This is a genomic window from Streptomyces sp. NPDC024555, from assembly GCF_055559335.1.
The window spans coordinates 218081-232379 of the sequence record NZ_JBVHKV010000002.1 but is presented as its reverse complement, the minus strand read 5'-3'; the positions used below and the strand labels follow the sequence as shown (position 1 = coordinate 232379).

At 71.5% G+C, this 14299-nt stretch carries 10 protein-coding genes; 5 read left to right on the top strand and 5 right to left on the bottom strand.

All coding sequences use genetic code 11. The features are described 5' to 3' along the window. The first annotated feature begins 29 nt into the window (after positions 1-29). Positions 30-1904 carry a discoidin domain-containing protein gene (locus tag ACZ4FH_RS03675; RefSeq protein ID WP_467301972.1) on the top strand — a complete coding sequence of 625 codons (1875 nt, stop codon included), beginning with the start codon at positions 30-32 and terminating at the stop codon, positions 1902-1904. A 217-nt stretch (positions 1905-2121) separates the two neighbouring features. Continuing rightward, positions 2122-5196, top strand: coding sequence for a glycoside hydrolase family 3 protein (locus tag ACZ4FH_RS03670; RefSeq protein ID WP_467301970.1), 3075 nt, complete (start codon positions 2122-2124; stop codon positions 5194-5196). On the opposite strand, the gene ACZ4FH_RS03665 is transcribed toward ACZ4FH_RS03670, so the two are convergent. Next, entirely contained in the window at positions 5197-5736 is a 540-nt protein-coding gene (locus ACZ4FH_RS03665; protein ID WP_467301968.1) for a GNAT family N-acetyltransferase, read from the bottom strand. A gap of 125 nt (positions 5737-5861) precedes the next feature. Beyond that, a complete protein-coding gene (locus ACZ4FH_RS03660; RefSeq protein ID WP_467301967.1) occupies positions 5862-6653 on the bottom strand; it encodes an AraC family transcriptional regulator in 792 nt (263 codons plus the stop codon). A 100-nt stretch (positions 6654-6753) separates the two neighbouring features. Between ACZ4FH_RS03660 and ACZ4FH_RS03655 the strand changes: the two genes are divergently transcribed. Continuing rightward, positions 6754-7476 carry an alpha/beta fold hydrolase gene (locus ACZ4FH_RS03655; protein WP_467301966.1) on the top strand — a complete coding sequence of 241 codons (723 nt, stop codon included), beginning with the start codon at positions 6754-6756 and terminating at the stop codon, positions 7474-7476. 70 nt (positions 7477-7546) lie between these two features. Then, positions 7547-8152 carry a dihydrofolate reductase family protein gene (locus ACZ4FH_RS03650; RefSeq protein ID WP_467301965.1) on the top strand — a complete coding sequence of 202 codons (606 nt, stop codon included), beginning with the start codon at positions 7547-7549 and terminating at the stop codon, positions 8150-8152. A 39-nt stretch (positions 8153-8191) separates the two neighbouring features. Here the strand turns inward: ACZ4FH_RS03650 and ACZ4FH_RS03645 are convergent, their stop codons facing one another. Together ACZ4FH_RS03645 and ACZ4FH_RS03640 are read right to left on the bottom strand one after the other, a co-directional pair. After that, positions 8192-9646 carry an RICIN domain-containing protein gene (locus tag ACZ4FH_RS03645; RefSeq protein WP_467301964.1) on the bottom strand — a complete coding sequence of 485 codons (1455 nt, stop codon included), beginning with the start codon at positions 9644-9646 and terminating at the stop codon, positions 8192-8194. A 65-nt stretch (positions 9647-9711) separates the two neighbouring features. Continuing rightward, positions 9712-11193, bottom strand: coding sequence for a pectinesterase family protein (locus ACZ4FH_RS03640; RefSeq protein WP_467301962.1), 1482 nt, complete (start codon positions 11191-11193; stop codon positions 9712-9714). A gap of 257 nt (positions 11194-11450) precedes the next feature. On the opposite strand from ACZ4FH_RS03640, the gene ACZ4FH_RS03635 reads away from it, so the two are divergent. Continuing rightward, a complete protein-coding gene (locus ACZ4FH_RS03635) occupies positions 11451-13583 on the top strand; it encodes a sigma-70 family RNA polymerase sigma factor (RefSeq protein ID WP_467301960.1) in 2133 nt (710 codons plus the stop codon). Positions 13584-13688: 105 nt separating this feature from the next. Here the strand turns inward: ACZ4FH_RS03635 and ACZ4FH_RS03630 are convergent, their stop codons facing one another. Next, positions 13689-14180 (bottom strand): hypothetical protein, encoded by a 492-nt coding sequence (locus ACZ4FH_RS03630; RefSeq protein ID WP_467301959.1) that lies wholly within the window; start codon positions 14178-14180, stop codon positions 13689-13691. Positions 14181-14299: the final 119 nt, after the last annotated feature.

Below are 14299 nucleotides of genomic sequence, written 5' to 3'. Positions count from 1 at the left end.
CCCCCACGGATACGAACGGGAACCCCACCATGCCCTCTCGTACGACCCTGGCAGCCACCACCGCCGCCCTGATCGCGCTCACCGCCCCCCTGGCCTTCGCCGACGGTCCGGCCCCCCGGCCGGCGGCGGTGGCCGCGGCCTGGGACACCGACCGGGCGGCCGCCGCCCACGCCGCCGACCCGGCCTCCGTCACCGCCTCCGGCAGCGAGAACGACGCCGTCGGCCCCGGCAACGCGGCCGACGGCGACGGCGCCACCCGCTGGTCCAGCGACTTCGCCGACAACGCCTGGATCCGCGTCGACCTCGGCTCCGTCATCCGGATCAGCAGCGTCACCCTCGACTGGGAGGCCGCCTACGGCAAGAAGTACGTCCTGGAGGTGTCCCGCAACGGCACCGACTGGACCCCCTTCTACACCGAGGACGACGGCACCGGCGGCAGCGTCACCGCGCACACCTACCCCCAGGAGGTCACCGGCCGCTACGTCCGGATGCGCGGCGTCCAGCGCGCCACCGCCTGGGGCTACTCGCTGTACTCCTTCAAGGTGTACGGCGGAGAACAGGCCCCCGCCTCCACCACCCGCACCAACCTCGCCCTCAACCACCCCGCGTACGGCGACCTCTACCAGCACGCCGGCAACTCGCCCGCCTACGTCACGGACGGCGGCTGGCCCGCCGACCTCAAGGCCGACCAGTCCCGCTGGTCCAGCGACTGGAACGCCGACCGCTGGGTCGGCGTCGACCTCGGCGCCACCTCCACCATCGACACCGTGGACCTGTACTGGGAGGCGGCCTACGCCGTCGACTACCGCATCCAGGTCTCCGACGACAACCGCACCTGGCGCACCGTCTACCAGCCGTCCGCCGCCGACGTCGCCGCCCGCCGCGCCGACGTCAAGGCGCCGGGCGACGCGGTCGGACGGCACGACACGGTGAAGCTGTCCACCCCGGCGACCGGCCGCTACGTCCGGATGCTCGGCGTGGAGCGCCGCTCCTTCTACAACCCGGCCCCGGCGACCGCCCAGTTCGGCTACTCGCTCTACGAGTTCCAGGTCTGGGGCACCGGCGGCAGCGCGAACGCCGCCTACCCGGCCCTGCCCAAGAACCCCGGCGGTGCCTACACGACCACGTTCTTCGACGACTTCACCGGCTCCGGCCTGGACCGCAACAAGTGGCGGGTCGTGCGCACCGGGACGGAGATGAACCCGGTCAACGGCGAATCCCAGGCGTACGTCGACTCGGCGGACAACATCCGTACCGAGAACGGCGCCCTCGTCCTCCAGTCGAAGTACTGCAAGGGCTGCACCCAGACGCCCGCAGGCACCTTCGACTTCACCTCCGGCCGCATCGACACCAACACCAAGTTCGACTTCACCTACGGCAAGGTCAGCGCCCGCATGAAGCTGCCGGTCGGCGACGGCTTCTGGCCCGCCTTCTGGCTGCTCGGCAGCAACGTCGACGACCCGAAGGTCTCCTGGCCCGGTTCCGGCGAGACCGACATCATGGAGAACATCGGCTACGGCGACTGGACCAGCTCCGCCCTGCACGGCCCCGGCTACTCCGCCGACGGCAACATCGGCAAGCAGCAGACGTACCCCGACGGGGGCCGCGCCGACGCATGGCACACCTACGGCGTCGAGTGGACGCCCGAGGGCATGACGTTCACCGTCGACGACCGCGTCGTCCAGACGACCTCCCGCCAGAAGCTGGAATCGACCCGCGGCCAGTGGGTCTTCGACCACAACCAGTACGTGATCCTCAACCTCGCCCTCGGCGGCGCCTACCCGGCCGGCTGGAACAAGGTCACCCAGCCCTACTGGGGCCTGCCGCAGTCCAGCGTCGACCGCGTCGCCCAGGGCGGCATCAAGGCGGAGATCGACTGGGTCAAGGTCGAACAGAAGAAGTAACCCACCGGACCGGCGCCCGGCCCGTGAGGGGGCCGGGCGCCCCCAGGACCACCCCCCACACCCCCCACACCCCCCAGGACCACCCCCCACACCCCCCAGGGCCACCCCCCACACCCCCCACAGGCACGTCACCTTCCCGTACCACCCGCACCGCCGCGCGCTCCACGGCACCGCATCCCGCCGCGGAGCGCGCGGCCACCGTACGAAGGAGCCGTTCATGCCACCACGCACCCGCCACAGGGCGAGACCCGCGACCGCCGCCCTGGCCGTCGCGACCGTCCTGGCCGGACTGCTCGCGGGCGCCACACCCGGATCGGCGGCCCCGGCCGACGAACCGGCCCCCGTCGCCATCGACCGGTTCGAGGGCGAGGTCCCCTTCGCGAGCCAGCCTGCCGAGGGCATCTTCACCTGGGGCGGGGACGCCGACGACCCGCCCACCCTCGCCCTGGCCGAGCGCGCGGACGCCCCCGAGGGCGCCAAGGTCCTCGAAGGCAGCTACGACATCAGCGGCTACGGCGGACTCAGCCACGACTACGCCGCCGCCGGACCCGCCCACGACTGGTCCGCCCACAAGGGCATCCGCTTCTGGTGGTACGGCCAGAACACCGCACCCCTGCCGCCCGGTTCGGGCAAGCGCATCAGCTTCGAGATCAAGGACGGCGGCGCCCACGGCGAGGCCTCCGAACTCTGGACCACCTCCTTCACCGACGACTGGGAGGGCTGGCACCAGGTCGAGATCCCCTTCGCCGACTTCGTCTACCGCACCGACTACCAGCCCGTCGGCGGCATCGACCAGGTCCTCGGCCTCACCGAGATGTGGGGCTACGCCCTCACCCTTCCGCCGGGCGGCCCCGGCACGTTCGCCCTCGACGGCATCGAGCTGTACGGGAAGGCCGACGCCGCCCTGAAGGCGAGCGTGGTCACCGACGCGGCCGTGCACCCCGTGAAGCAGGGCGGCACCGCGGACATCGGCCTCTCGGTCGCCACCACCGGATCCGCCCCGCTGGAGGAACCGGTCACCGTCGCCTACACGACCAAGGGCGGCACGGCGGCCGCCGGCACCGACTACACCCCGGTCACCGGCACGTACACCTTCCCCGCGGGCACCCCGTCCGGCACCACCCACCGCGTCACCGTCACCACGAAGAAGGTCACCGGGGCCGCCTCCGCGAAGACCGTTCCGCTGGAGCTGACCGTCACCGGCGCCCAGCCGCCGAAGGAGAACCCGCAGGTCGTCATCGACGCCCACGGACTGCCGTACCAGAACGCGAAACTGCCCGTGAAGCAGCGCGTCGCCGATCTCCTCGCCCGGATGTCGCCCGCCGAGAAGGCCGGCCAGATGACCCAGGCCGAACGCAACGCGCTCGCCTCGCAGGGCGACATCGCCGCGTACGACCTCGGCTCGCTGCTCTCCGGCGGCGGTTCGGTCCCCACGCCCAACACCCCCGAGGCGTGGGCGAAGATGGTCGACGGCTACCAACTGCGCGCCCAGGCCACCCGCTTCCAGATCCCGCTGATCTACGGCGTGGACGCGGTGCACGGCCACAACAACCTCGTCGGCGCGACGATCATGCCGCACAACGTCGGCCTCGGCGCCACCCGCGACCCGAAGCTCGCCGAGCGGACGGGCGCCGTCACCGCCAACGAGGTGCGCGCCACCGGCGTCCCGTGGGACTTCGCGCCCTGCGTCTGCGTCTCGCGCGACGAACGCTGGGGCCGTTCCTACGAGGCCTACGGCGAGGACCCGGCGCTCGTGAAGTCCCTGGAGACCGTGATCCAGGGCATGCAGGGCGCCGCCTCGGGCAAGGACCTCGCCCGCAACGACAAGGTGCTGGCCACCGCCAAGCACTACGTCGGGGACGGCGGTACGGAGTACGGCTCCTCGACCACCGGCTCGTACCCGATCGACCAGGGCGTCACCAAGGTCACCCGCCAGGAACTGGAGGCCGTCCACCTCGCCCCCTTCGAGGACGCGGTGAAGCGCGGCGTCGGCACGGTCATGCCGTCCTACTCCTCGCTCGACATCATCGGCGACGACCGGGGCCCCGTGAAGATGCACGCCGACGCCGAGATGATCAACGGTGTCCTCAAGGACCGCATGGGCTTCGAGGGCTTCGTCATCAGCGACTACAAGGCCATCGACCAGATCCCCGGCGACTACGCCAGTGATGTGCGCACGTCCATCAACGCCGGACTCGACATGATCATGGTCCCGACGGCGTACCAGGAGTTCACCGCCACCCTCCGGGACGAGGTCGCCGCGGGCCGCATCCCGCAGTCCCGCATCGACGACGCGGTCTCCCGCATCCTCACCCAGAAGTTCAGGCTCGGCCTCTTCGAGAAGCCCTACGCCGACACCGCCAACCTGGAACGGATCGGCTCCGCCGAACACCGCGCCGTGGCCCGTCAGGCCGCCGCCGAGTCCCAGGTCCTCCTGAAGAACGACGGCGGCGTCCTGCCGCTGAAGTCCTCCCAGAAGGTGTACGTCGCCGGCTCCAACGCCGACGACATCGGCAACCAGGCGGGAGGCTGGACCGTCAGCTGGCAGGGCTCCTCCGGCGACATCACCCCCGGCACCACGATCCTCTCCGCCATGAAGAAGGACGCCGCCTCCGTCACCTACTCCGAGGACGCCTCCGCCGACACCACCGGCTACGACGTCGGCGTGGTCGTCGTCGGCGAGACCCCGTACGCCGAGGGCGTCGGCGACGTCGGCAACGGCCACGACCTCGAACTCTCCGCCGCCGACAAGGCCGCCGTCGACAAGGTCTGCGCCGCGATGAAGTGCGCCGTCCTCATCGTCTCCGGCCGCCCCCAGCTCATCGGCGACCGCCTCGGCGCCGTCGACGCCCTCGTCGCCTCCTGGCTCCCCGGCACCGAGGGCGACGGCGTCGCCGACGTCCTCTACGGCAAGCGCCCCTTCACCGGACAGCTCCCCGTCACCTGGCCCAGGTCCGTCGACCAGCTCCCCATCAACGTCGGCGACTCCTCCTACGACCCCCAGTTCCCCTACGGCTGGGGCCTCACCACCCTCAAGAAGCCCCCGTCCGGCGGCGAACTCACCCTCACCGCCCTCACCCTGGCCGCCCGCCTGACCGAAAAGGCCGGCCTCGCCCACACCGAAGCGGGCCGCGCCCTCGCCACCCAGGCCCGCCTCCTCGTCCAGCAGAAGGCGGACGGCCCCCTCACCGAGGCCTTCTCCAAGCCCTTCGCCCAAGCCGACCACCTCGCCCTCACCGGCGACCTGACCGCCGCGATGACCCAGTACCGGGCGGCCTACCGGGCCGCCTGATCAGGAGAGACGGGCGGGCGGCGAAGACGGCCGCCCGCCCGTCTCGCGTGCCCGCCGGACGTCCAGCACCATCGTGTCCGAGCCGCCGTTGCGCCCGGCCCGGGTGAAGCCGAGGGAGGTGTAGAGGTGCACTGCGGGGTTTCCGTCCTCGACGCTCAGACTGAGCCGGGCGACCGGCGACGGACCCTCGGCGGCGGCCCGGATCAGCGCCTCCATCAGGGCCCGGCCGTGCCCGCGGCCACGGTGTCCGGGCACCAGGCCGAGGGTCAGCTCGGGAACGTCCGGAGCGACGAAGCCGTATCCGGGCTCGCTCTCGGGGAGCCACCGCGCCCAGGCCGCACCGATCGGTTCGCCGGAGCCGGTCTCCGCGACGACTCCGAAGTCGTCTCCGCGGGGCCAGTCCACGAGGTAGCGCGCGGCATGAGGATCGGCCGCGAGCTGCTGGGCGGTGAACCGAGGATCGCCGTTCCAGTTGTACGCCTCCAGCAGGATGCGCCAGAGAAAGTCGGCGTCATCGACGACGGCGGGGCGGAGAAGCATGGACAGCCTTCGTTTCGGGGACGGTTCGGGCCGACCGACTGTAGGTCCCTCCCCGCGGATCGGCAACGCGATATGCCCTGCGCCGACTTCGGCACCGTTCGGGGCCACCGGAGAGGGGCGCACGGTCAAAGCCCCGCCCGGTGCCGCCCCGGTGTCGTGCCGACGAGGCGGGTGAACGCCTGGATGAAGGCGCTCGGGTTCGTCCAGCCGCAGGCGTGGGCGGTGCGGGTGGTGTCGTGGCCCTCGGCGAGGAGGACGAGGGCGTGGCAGACGCGGAGCTGGGTGCGCCATTCGTAGAAGGTCAGGGAGAGTTCCTCCCGGAACAGCCGGCTGAGGGTGCGGGGGCTCGCCCCGACGGCCCTGCCGAGACCGGCGAGCGAGGTGCTGTCGGCCGGGTTCGCGGAGAGGATCCGGGCGAGGGCGCGCAGCCGGTCGTCGCGGGGTTCCGGCAGGTGGAGGGGCTGTTCGCGCGCCTCCCGGAGTTCGTCGACGAGGACCCGGCGCAGCCGGGCGAGGGCGGCGGGGGCGCGGGCCGGCGGTTCGCCGCCCTCGCCGGGGGTGGTCAGGGCGAGCAGGACCTCGCGGGCGAGGGGCGGGGCCAGGAACACCACCGGGCGGTCCGGGACGAGGCGGGCGAGGGACGGCGGGAGGAAGACGATCCGCATGTCCGTGTCGCCGTGGGCCCGGTGCCGGTGGGGGAACGCGGCGGGGATCCAGGCGACCCGGTCGGCCGGCACGACCCAGGTGCCGCGCCCGGTGCGGACGGTCAGGACGCCGGCCGCCGCGTACACGAGATGGCCCCGCCCGTGCGCGCGCTCGGCGCTCGTACCGCCGGACGGCCACAGATGACGCCCGCCGGACGGCCAGACGGACGAGACGGGACCGGGGGACTCACCGTCGTGGCGGGGAACAGGCACAGCCTGGCATCGTAGCGCTACCACGCCACCGCGCACCCCGACGAGACTCCTTCGCAGGGGTACGGAGCATCCGCCCGCACCCGTGCGGAAGGAGACAGCCATGACCGTATTCGTCCTGGTCCCCGGCGCGTGGAAGGGCGCCTGGGCGTACGAGCACGTCGTCCCGCTCCTGGAACGCGCCGGCCACACCGCGCACGCCCTGACCCTCACCGGCCTCCGCCCCGACGACGGGCCCGCCGCCGTCGCCACCGCCGGACTGGACACCCACGCCTCCGACGTCCTGCGGCTCCTGGACCGCACCGGCGCCACCGGGGTGACCCTCGTCGGCCACAGCTACGCCGGGCTCGTCGTCGCGGCCGCCGCCGACCGCGCGGCCGGCCGGGTCGCCCGGCTGGTGCACCTCGACGCGTACGTACCGGAGGACGGCGACTCCTGCTGGTCCTCGACCAACGCGCACTTCAGGGAGGTCTTCGCGGCCGGGGCGGCGGACACCGGCTACTCCGTCGCCCCGCCGGGCCGCCGCGGCGACCCGCGCCGCCGCCCCCACCCCCTCGCCTCGTTCCTCCAGACGGTCCGCCTCACCGGCGCCCACGCCCGCGTCCCGCGCCGGGAGTTCGTGTACTGCGCGGGCTGGGAGGACCGCACCCCGTTCGCCGGACTCCGCGACCGGCTCCTGACCGACCCCCGGTGGCGCGTCCACACCCTCCCCACCGGCCACGACGCGATGCACGAGGCCCCGGAGGCCGTTGCCGCGTTGCTGCTCGACGCGGGGGAGGGGGCCGCGCCGACACCCGGGGCGACCGGGTCCCCGCTTCACCGATGAGTTCCGGCCGGTGTGCCAGTCTCCCTTCCCGTACGCCCGAACCGGACGCACCACCCGAGGAGACAGTCACATGCGCATCGTCATCAGCGAGTTCATCAGCCTGGACGGCGTCGTACAGGCGCCCGGCGGTGCGGACGAGGACCTCGACGGCGGCTTCGCCCACGGCGGCTGGTCCCACCCCTTCTTCGACGCCGAGGTCGTCGGCGGCTTCTTCGACGAGACCATGAGCCGCGCCCAGGCCCTCCTCTTCGGCCGCCGCACCTGGCAGACCATGGCCGCCGCCTGGCCCGGCCGCGAAGGCGCCGACCCCTTCGCCGACCGTATGAACGCCATCGAGAAGTACGTCGTCACCGGCACCCTCACCGACGCCGACCTCACCTGGAACAACACCCACCGCATCCCCGCCGACGCCTTCCTCGCCCGCGTCCGCGAACTCCGCGCGAAGGACGGCGGCGACCTCGTCGTCATGGGCAGCCCCACCCTCGTACGGTCCCTCCTCGCCGAGGGACTCGTCGACGAACTCCGCCTCGTGGTCATGCCCGTCCTCCTGGGCGGCGGAAAGTCCATCTTCCCGGCGGACGGCGCCCTCCACACCCTGGAACTGACCGCGGAGGCGACCAGCGAGGCGGGGGTGCGGGTGTGCACGTACCGGACGAAGGCGAAGGAAGCGGCGTGACCGCCCGCGGCCGTGCGCCGCGGGCGGTGCGGCGGCCGGTCAGACGCCGATGGTGCCCTGGGGTCCGGCGTACTGCTTGAGCAGGGCGGGGACGTCCTTCGCCGGGTCCAGGGTGTACGCGTAGTAGCTGCCCGGGTCGAAGGTCGTCCCGTTGGTCACCTGCTTGCCGGTGCAGTTGACCATGATGCTCCCCGACTGCGTCAGGGACGCCGCCGAGGTGTCGATGTTGAACGGATTGGCGACCTTCTCGAAGTAGCTGTTCTGGATGACCGTCTTCGACGCGCCGCGCGAGAGGTTCCCGTAGGAGCTGACGTTCTGGAGGTAGTTGTTGTAGAGGTGCGCGAGCGCGACGTTGTCGATGCTGGGGTTGCGCTGGTTGGTGTCGTGGATCCAGTTGTGGTGGATGGTCATCCGGGCCGTGACGTTGTCCGTCCACCCGATGCCCAGCGCCTTGTTCTCCGAGCCCATGACGTTCCACGAGATCGTGAGATAGCTGGTGTCCTTGCGGCTGTCGATCAGACCGTCGTTCATCCGCTCGATCCGGTTGTGATCGATCCAGATGTGATCGGCGGTGTCCATCTGGATGCCGTCGTAGTCGTAGACCTTGTCGTCCGGGTCGTCGTCCGCCATCTGCGCGTCACGGATCGTGAGGTTCCGGATGATCACGTTGTGGACACCGGTGCCCAGGAAGAAGCCGCCGTGCACGATCTCGCCCTTGGTGCCGACGCCGACGATCGTCTTGTTCGACTTCACCGGGATCTCGTGCCCGTAGGGGCTGACGGAGACGGCCGCCGCGACCTTGATGACGTACGGGGCGTCCGCGGTGGCGTACCTGACCAGGTCGGCGTAGGTGGTCACCGTGACGGTGCTCCCCGCCGCCCCGCCCGTGGTGCCGCCTCCGGTGGAGGCGAAGCCGTCGGCCTTGTCGGACCAGGTGCGTCCCCCGGTGCCTCCCACGGGTTTGAAGGCCCATTGTTTGTTGGTGTTGTGGGTGCAGGTTTCTTGGATGATGGGGGTGCCGTTGGTGGTGGAGGCGAGTTGGTCGCTGATGCAGAGGCCGCTGTTGACGTTGATGATCTGGTAGGTGTCTGTGCCGCTGGGGTTGAGGGTCCAGGTCTGGTTGGTCTGGTTGGCGCAGGTGTATTGCTGGAGTGGGGTTCCGCTGGTGGTGGACCAGTTGGGGACGTCGATGCATTTGCCGCTGCTGGTGTTGACGAGGCGGTAGGTGCCGGTGGTGGCGGGGGTGAGGGTGAACTGTTGCCAGGGGGAGTCGGTGGTGCAGTTCCATTGTTGGAGTGGGGTGCCGTTGTCGGGGGAGGCGCCGGGGACGTCGATGCATTTGCCGCTTTTGGTGACGGCGAGTTGGTAGGTGCCGGCGGGGGGTGGTGTCGCGGCTGCGGCGGGGGTGACGGCTCCGGTCGCGAGCAGCGCCCACACACCGAGCACGAACGCCACCACCAACGCGCCGAAACCGGTCGATCTGTTCCTTGCCATGTTCCTGCCCTTCTTGTCGGACAACGGGAAACGGGAGGGGGAGGGGGAAGGGGACGGGGCGGGCGTCATCGGACGGGGTTCCAGCCGTCGCCGCCCGCCAGGTACTTCTGCGGGGTGTACGAGGCCGCCTGGGCGTCGGAGAGCTGCGGGCGGTTGCCGTTCACGCCGGCCCCGGCACCGGTGTTGCGGTACTCACGGAAGCGGGCGTTCTGCCAGGTGCTCGTGGACATGTCCGTCCACGGCTGGCCCGTGGCGATGGTGTCGGACAGGGTGCACTCGCGGTACAGGACCTGCGCGTCCTGGCGCCACGGCCGCCCCAGCTGGGTCCGGCCGGCCACGGCCCCGGTGACCGACGACTTGTAGAAGAGGAAGCCGTAGGCGCGCGCGGCCGGGGTGCTGGCCGCGGTGATCGGGCCGCCGGTGGTCCGCTTCTCGTAGATCCTGCTGTTGTGGAACACGGCGATGCCGCCGCCGTAGATGAAGTCCACGGTGCCTTCGACGTACGAGTTCCAGATGTACGCGCGGGCGTTGTTGTTCACCAGGAAGGTGTCCTGGTCGCCCAGCAGGCGCACGTTGTCCAGGAGCGCCCGGTCGGCGTCCAGATAGAGGGCGAGGGCCTGGTCACCGGTGTCCGAGCTGTTCTCGTCGAAGTCGTTGGCCATCGTGAGGTTGGTGGCGACGACGTCGTGGCCGAGCGCCACGACCGTGGCGCTGCCCTGCGTGCCGTACGTGCCGGCGTTGCGGTTCCCGATCAGCACCACGTCGTCGGGCGAGTCACCGGTGCCCTGAAGGGTGAGGAACGGCTTGTCCGCCGGGATGGTGACCTGCTGCCGGTAGGTGCCCGGCTTGATGGTGATGACCACGCGGCTCGCATTGCCCTTGCCGACCGCGTCCACCGCCGCCTGCACCGTCGTGTACAGCCCCGTGCCGTCGGCGGCGACCGTGGGGCGGGCACTGCTTCCGACGGGTTTGAAGGCCCATTGTTTGTTGGTGTTGTGGGTGCAGGTTTCTTGGATGATGGGGGTGCCGTTGGTGGTGGAGGCGAGTTGGTCGCTGATGCAGAGGCCGCTGTTGACGTTGATGATCTGGTAGGTGTCTGTGCCGCTGGGGTTGAGGGTCCAGGTCTGGTTGGTCTGGTTGGCGCAGGTGTATTGCTGGAGTGGGGTTCCGCTGGTGGTGGACCAGTTGGGGACGTCGATGCATTTGCCGCTGCTGGTGTTGACGAGGCGGTAGGTGCCGGTGGTGGCGGGGGTGAGGGTGAACTGTTGCCAGGGGGAGTTGGTGGTGCAGTTCCATTGTTGGAGTGGGGTGCCGTTGTCGGGGGAGGCGCCGGGGACGTCGATGCATTTGCCGCTCTTGGTGACGGCGAGTTGGTAGGTGCCGGCGGGGGGTGGTGCCGCGGCCGCGGCGGGGGTGACGGCTCCGGTGGCGAGCAGCGCCCACACACCGAGCACGAACGCCACCACCAACGCACCGAGGCGGTGGGCCCGCCTTCTCCGGTGCCACGGCTTCTCCTGCGGACTCCGGTTCTCCGGGTCGTCCCACATCTGGTGCTCCTTCGGACAACGGGGCGGCCGGGCGGTGCCGCCCGGCCGGCCGCGGCGGGGAAGCCCGCGGCGTCCTGGTAGATGTGCGGGCGCGGAGGCGACAACAGAAATCTCCGAAAAACTTTCCGGAAACCGGGAGTTGGCGGTTCCGGACCGTGTCCGGCCGTGGACCGCGGGATCTTTACAGCGCTCGGGCGCTGTGCCACGATGCGGGCCCGTCATGATCGATTCGGACAAATGACCGGTGGGCGAAGAGCATGGCTGAGCGCCGTATCGATGCCGGGGCGGACGTCGCCTCCCTGGCGAGCGCCGCGCGCGGCGGCGATCCGGAGGCGACGGAGCGGCTGGTCGCCGCGCATCTGGGCCTTCTCTACGGCATCGTCGGCCGGGCGCTCGACGGCCACCCCGATGTCGACGACCTGGTCCAGGAGACGATGCTGCGGATCGTCCGGGGACTGCCGGGACTCCGTGAGCCCGAGCGGTTCCGCTCCTGGGCCGTCACCATCGCGTACCGCGAGATCCAGCAGTACCACCGGCGCGGAGCCGGTGAGGTGCCCTCCGCCCGCGATGTTGAGAACGTCGCCGATCCGCTGCCCGACTTCGCCGAGCGCACGGTGGCCGAACTCGCCCTGACCGGTCAGCGCCGGCACCTCGCCCATGCCACCCGGTGGCTGGACCCGGCCGACCGCCGGCTGCTCGCCCTGTACTGGGAGGAGGCGGCGGGACGCCTCACGCGTTCCGAGGTCGCCGGGGCGCTCGGTGTGGACCGCAACCACACGGCGGTGCGCCTCCAGCGGATGAAGGAGCGGCTGGAGTCGGCGCGCACCCTGGTCCACGCGCTGGCGGCCACCCCCCGCTGCCCCGGGCTCACGGCCGAGGCACGGACCTGGGACGGGACGGGCAGCCCGTTGTGGCGCAAACGGCTCACCCGCCATGTGCGTTCCTGCGCGGTGTGCACGGCCCAGGGGCACGGGCTGGTCGCACCCGAGAACCTCCTGCCCGGCATCGGGCTGGTCGCCGTCCCGGCGGTGCTGCTCGCGGGCCTCGACCATCTGGCGGCGACCGCCGGGACCGGGGCCGCGGCCCCCCTCGCCCCCTCCTTGCTCGACCAGGTCCGGGAAGCTCTGCATCCCGCCGCCGCCAAGGCCGCCGTGGCCGCCGCGGCCGTGACGGCGGGGGTGCTGGGCGTCCTGCTGTGGCAGTCACCGGCCCCCGCGCCCGACGCGCGTCCGGCGCCCGCCCCCTCGGTGACCGGGCGGCCCGGCACCGCGACTCCGCCGGCCGGCCGTGATGTCACCGCTCAGGACATCTATGTGGCACCGCGGGGTTCGGACGAGGACGGCGACGGCGGGCGCGACCGGCCGTTCGCCACCCTGGGCAAGGCGGTCTCGCTCGTACGGCCGGGCGGCACCGTCTATCTGCGCGGCGGCACCTACCGGCTCACCCGGCCGGTCCGGATCGAGACACCGGGCACGGAGCACGCGCGCATCACCCTGACCAACTACCCCGGTGAACGCCCCGCACTGGACGCCTCGGCGCTGCCCGCCGACTCCTGGGCCGTCACCCAGACCGCGGGCTACTGGACGGTGCGGGGGCTGGACATCAGCGGATCCGCCAGCCACGCCTACGTCTGCTCGGGCTGCGCGCACAACGTCTTCGAGCGGCTGTCCCTGCACGACAACACCGAGTCGGGGCTCACCCTGCGAGGCAGTGGCACGGTCGCCAACTCCGTGCTCGACAGCGACTTCTACGCCAACCGGGGCATCGCCGACCACGGCCGCAGCGGTGTCGGGCTGGCGGTGAAGTTCGGCTCGGGCCGGGGCAACGTGATCCGGGGCTGCCGCACGTACGACAACGCCAACGACGGGCTGGACCTGGGAGGGTTCACCACCCCCGTGACCGTGGAGAGCAACTGGTCCTTCGGCAACGGGGTGAACCTCCGGCAGGACCCGGACTGGCAGGGCCACGGCAACGGGTTCACGCTCGGCGGCGGCCGCACCCGGGCATCCGTCGCCCACCTCGTGCGGAACAACGCGGCCTGGGACAACACCGGTCTCGGCTTCACCGACGAGGGCAACCCCGGACGGATCTCGCTCCTCCGCAACACCGCCTACCGCAACGGCGTCGACGGCTTCCACCTGGTGACCGCGGCCGCGCTCGCCGACTCCAACGTGGCGCTCGCCAACGGACGCGACGCGGCCCTGGGCGACGGAGTCCGCGCCACGGGCAACGTCTGGAACGGCGCCGCCCGCACGGACCGCTTCGTCTCGACCGACCCCGCTACGGCCAGGGCGGCCCGGACCGGGGACGGCGGTCTGCCCGGTACGCCGTTCCTGCGCCCGCGCGGCGGCGCCGGCGCGGCGGCCGGGGCGACGATGACCGTGCGGTGACCGCGGACGAGGTGAGGTCAGCGGTCCGGGACCTGTGGTGCCGGCGGTGCGCACCGGCGTGCGGGCGGCACGGTCAGCGGCAGCGTGCCCACCCGCACGTCCCCGTCATCCGCACGCGTGGACCGACCCCTGCCGGCCGTCGTACGTCCCCGACGCCCAGACGGCGTTCCCGCCGCTGGTATAGACGACCAGATTGCCGTCGCTCTGCACGCGGACGTACCCGCCGGCCGAGGCGGGACCGCCCCACGCGCAGACGATGTTGGAGTCGTGGTCGCGGATGGACATGTACCCGTAACGCGAGAAGTTCAGCTTGGTCGTGGGGTTGGTGATGTTGGACCAGCCGTAGGTGCCGCTCGCCCACAGAGCATGATGGTCCTGTCGGTACAGCACCAGGTTCCCGTCGCACTGCCACACCAGTTGGTGGTACGCGACCGGCTCGGTCCACGTCTTCCCGCACGCGAAGTCCGGTGTGTCGATGGTGAGCGGGATGTTGATCCCGTACCCCTCGGCCGAGGCCGGTGGTGCGGTGACGAGTCCCAGGGACAGAAGCACGGGCGCGATGACGGCGCCCGCGCGCCAGAGGGCCTTCTTCAGCATGGCTGACGACTCCGATTCGCGTGGACACGGAAACCTGGCAGGGGCGTTGGTTCCGCCCCCGGCACGGGGCGAGGTCACCGTGGCCGCGTCCGGCCGGGCCACGCCCACCCCATCGGGAC

Bases quoted from the DNA above. Each gene is read 5' to 3' on its own strand.
- ACZ4FH_RS03645 (WP_467301964.1), bottom strand. From the start codon at position 9,646: ATGGCAAGGAACAGATCGACCGGTTTCGGCGCGTTGGTGGTGGCGTTC.
- ACZ4FH_RS03630 (WP_467301959.1), bottom strand. From the start codon at position 14,180: ATGCTGAAGAAGGCCCTCTGGCGCGCGGGCGCCGTCATCGCGCCCGTG.
- ACZ4FH_RS03640 (WP_467301962.1), bottom strand. From the start codon at position 11,193: ATGTGGGACGACCCGGAGAACCGGAGTCCGCAGGAGAAGCCGTGGCAC.
- ACZ4FH_RS03670 (WP_467301970.1), top strand. From the start codon at position 2,122: ATGCCACCACGCACCCGCCACAGGGCGAGACCCGCGACCGCCGCCCTG.
- ACZ4FH_RS03635 (WP_467301960.1), top strand. From the start codon at position 11,451: ATGGCTGAGCGCCGTATCGATGCCGGGGCGGACGTCGCCTCCCTGGCG.
- ACZ4FH_RS03675 (WP_467301972.1), top strand. From the start codon at position 30: ATGCCCTCTCGTACGACCCTGGCAGCCACCACCGCCGCCCTGATCGCG.
- ACZ4FH_RS03665 (WP_467301968.1), bottom strand. From the start codon at position 5,736: ATGCTTCTCCGCCCCGCCGTCGTCGATGACGCCGACTTTCTCTGGCGC.
- ACZ4FH_RS03650 (WP_467301965.1), top strand. From the start codon at position 7,547: ATGCGCATCGTCATCAGCGAGTTCATCAGCCTGGACGGCGTCGTACAG.
- ACZ4FH_RS03655 (WP_467301966.1), top strand. From the start codon at position 6,754: ATGACCGTATTCGTCCTGGTCCCCGGCGCGTGGAAGGGCGCCTGGGCG.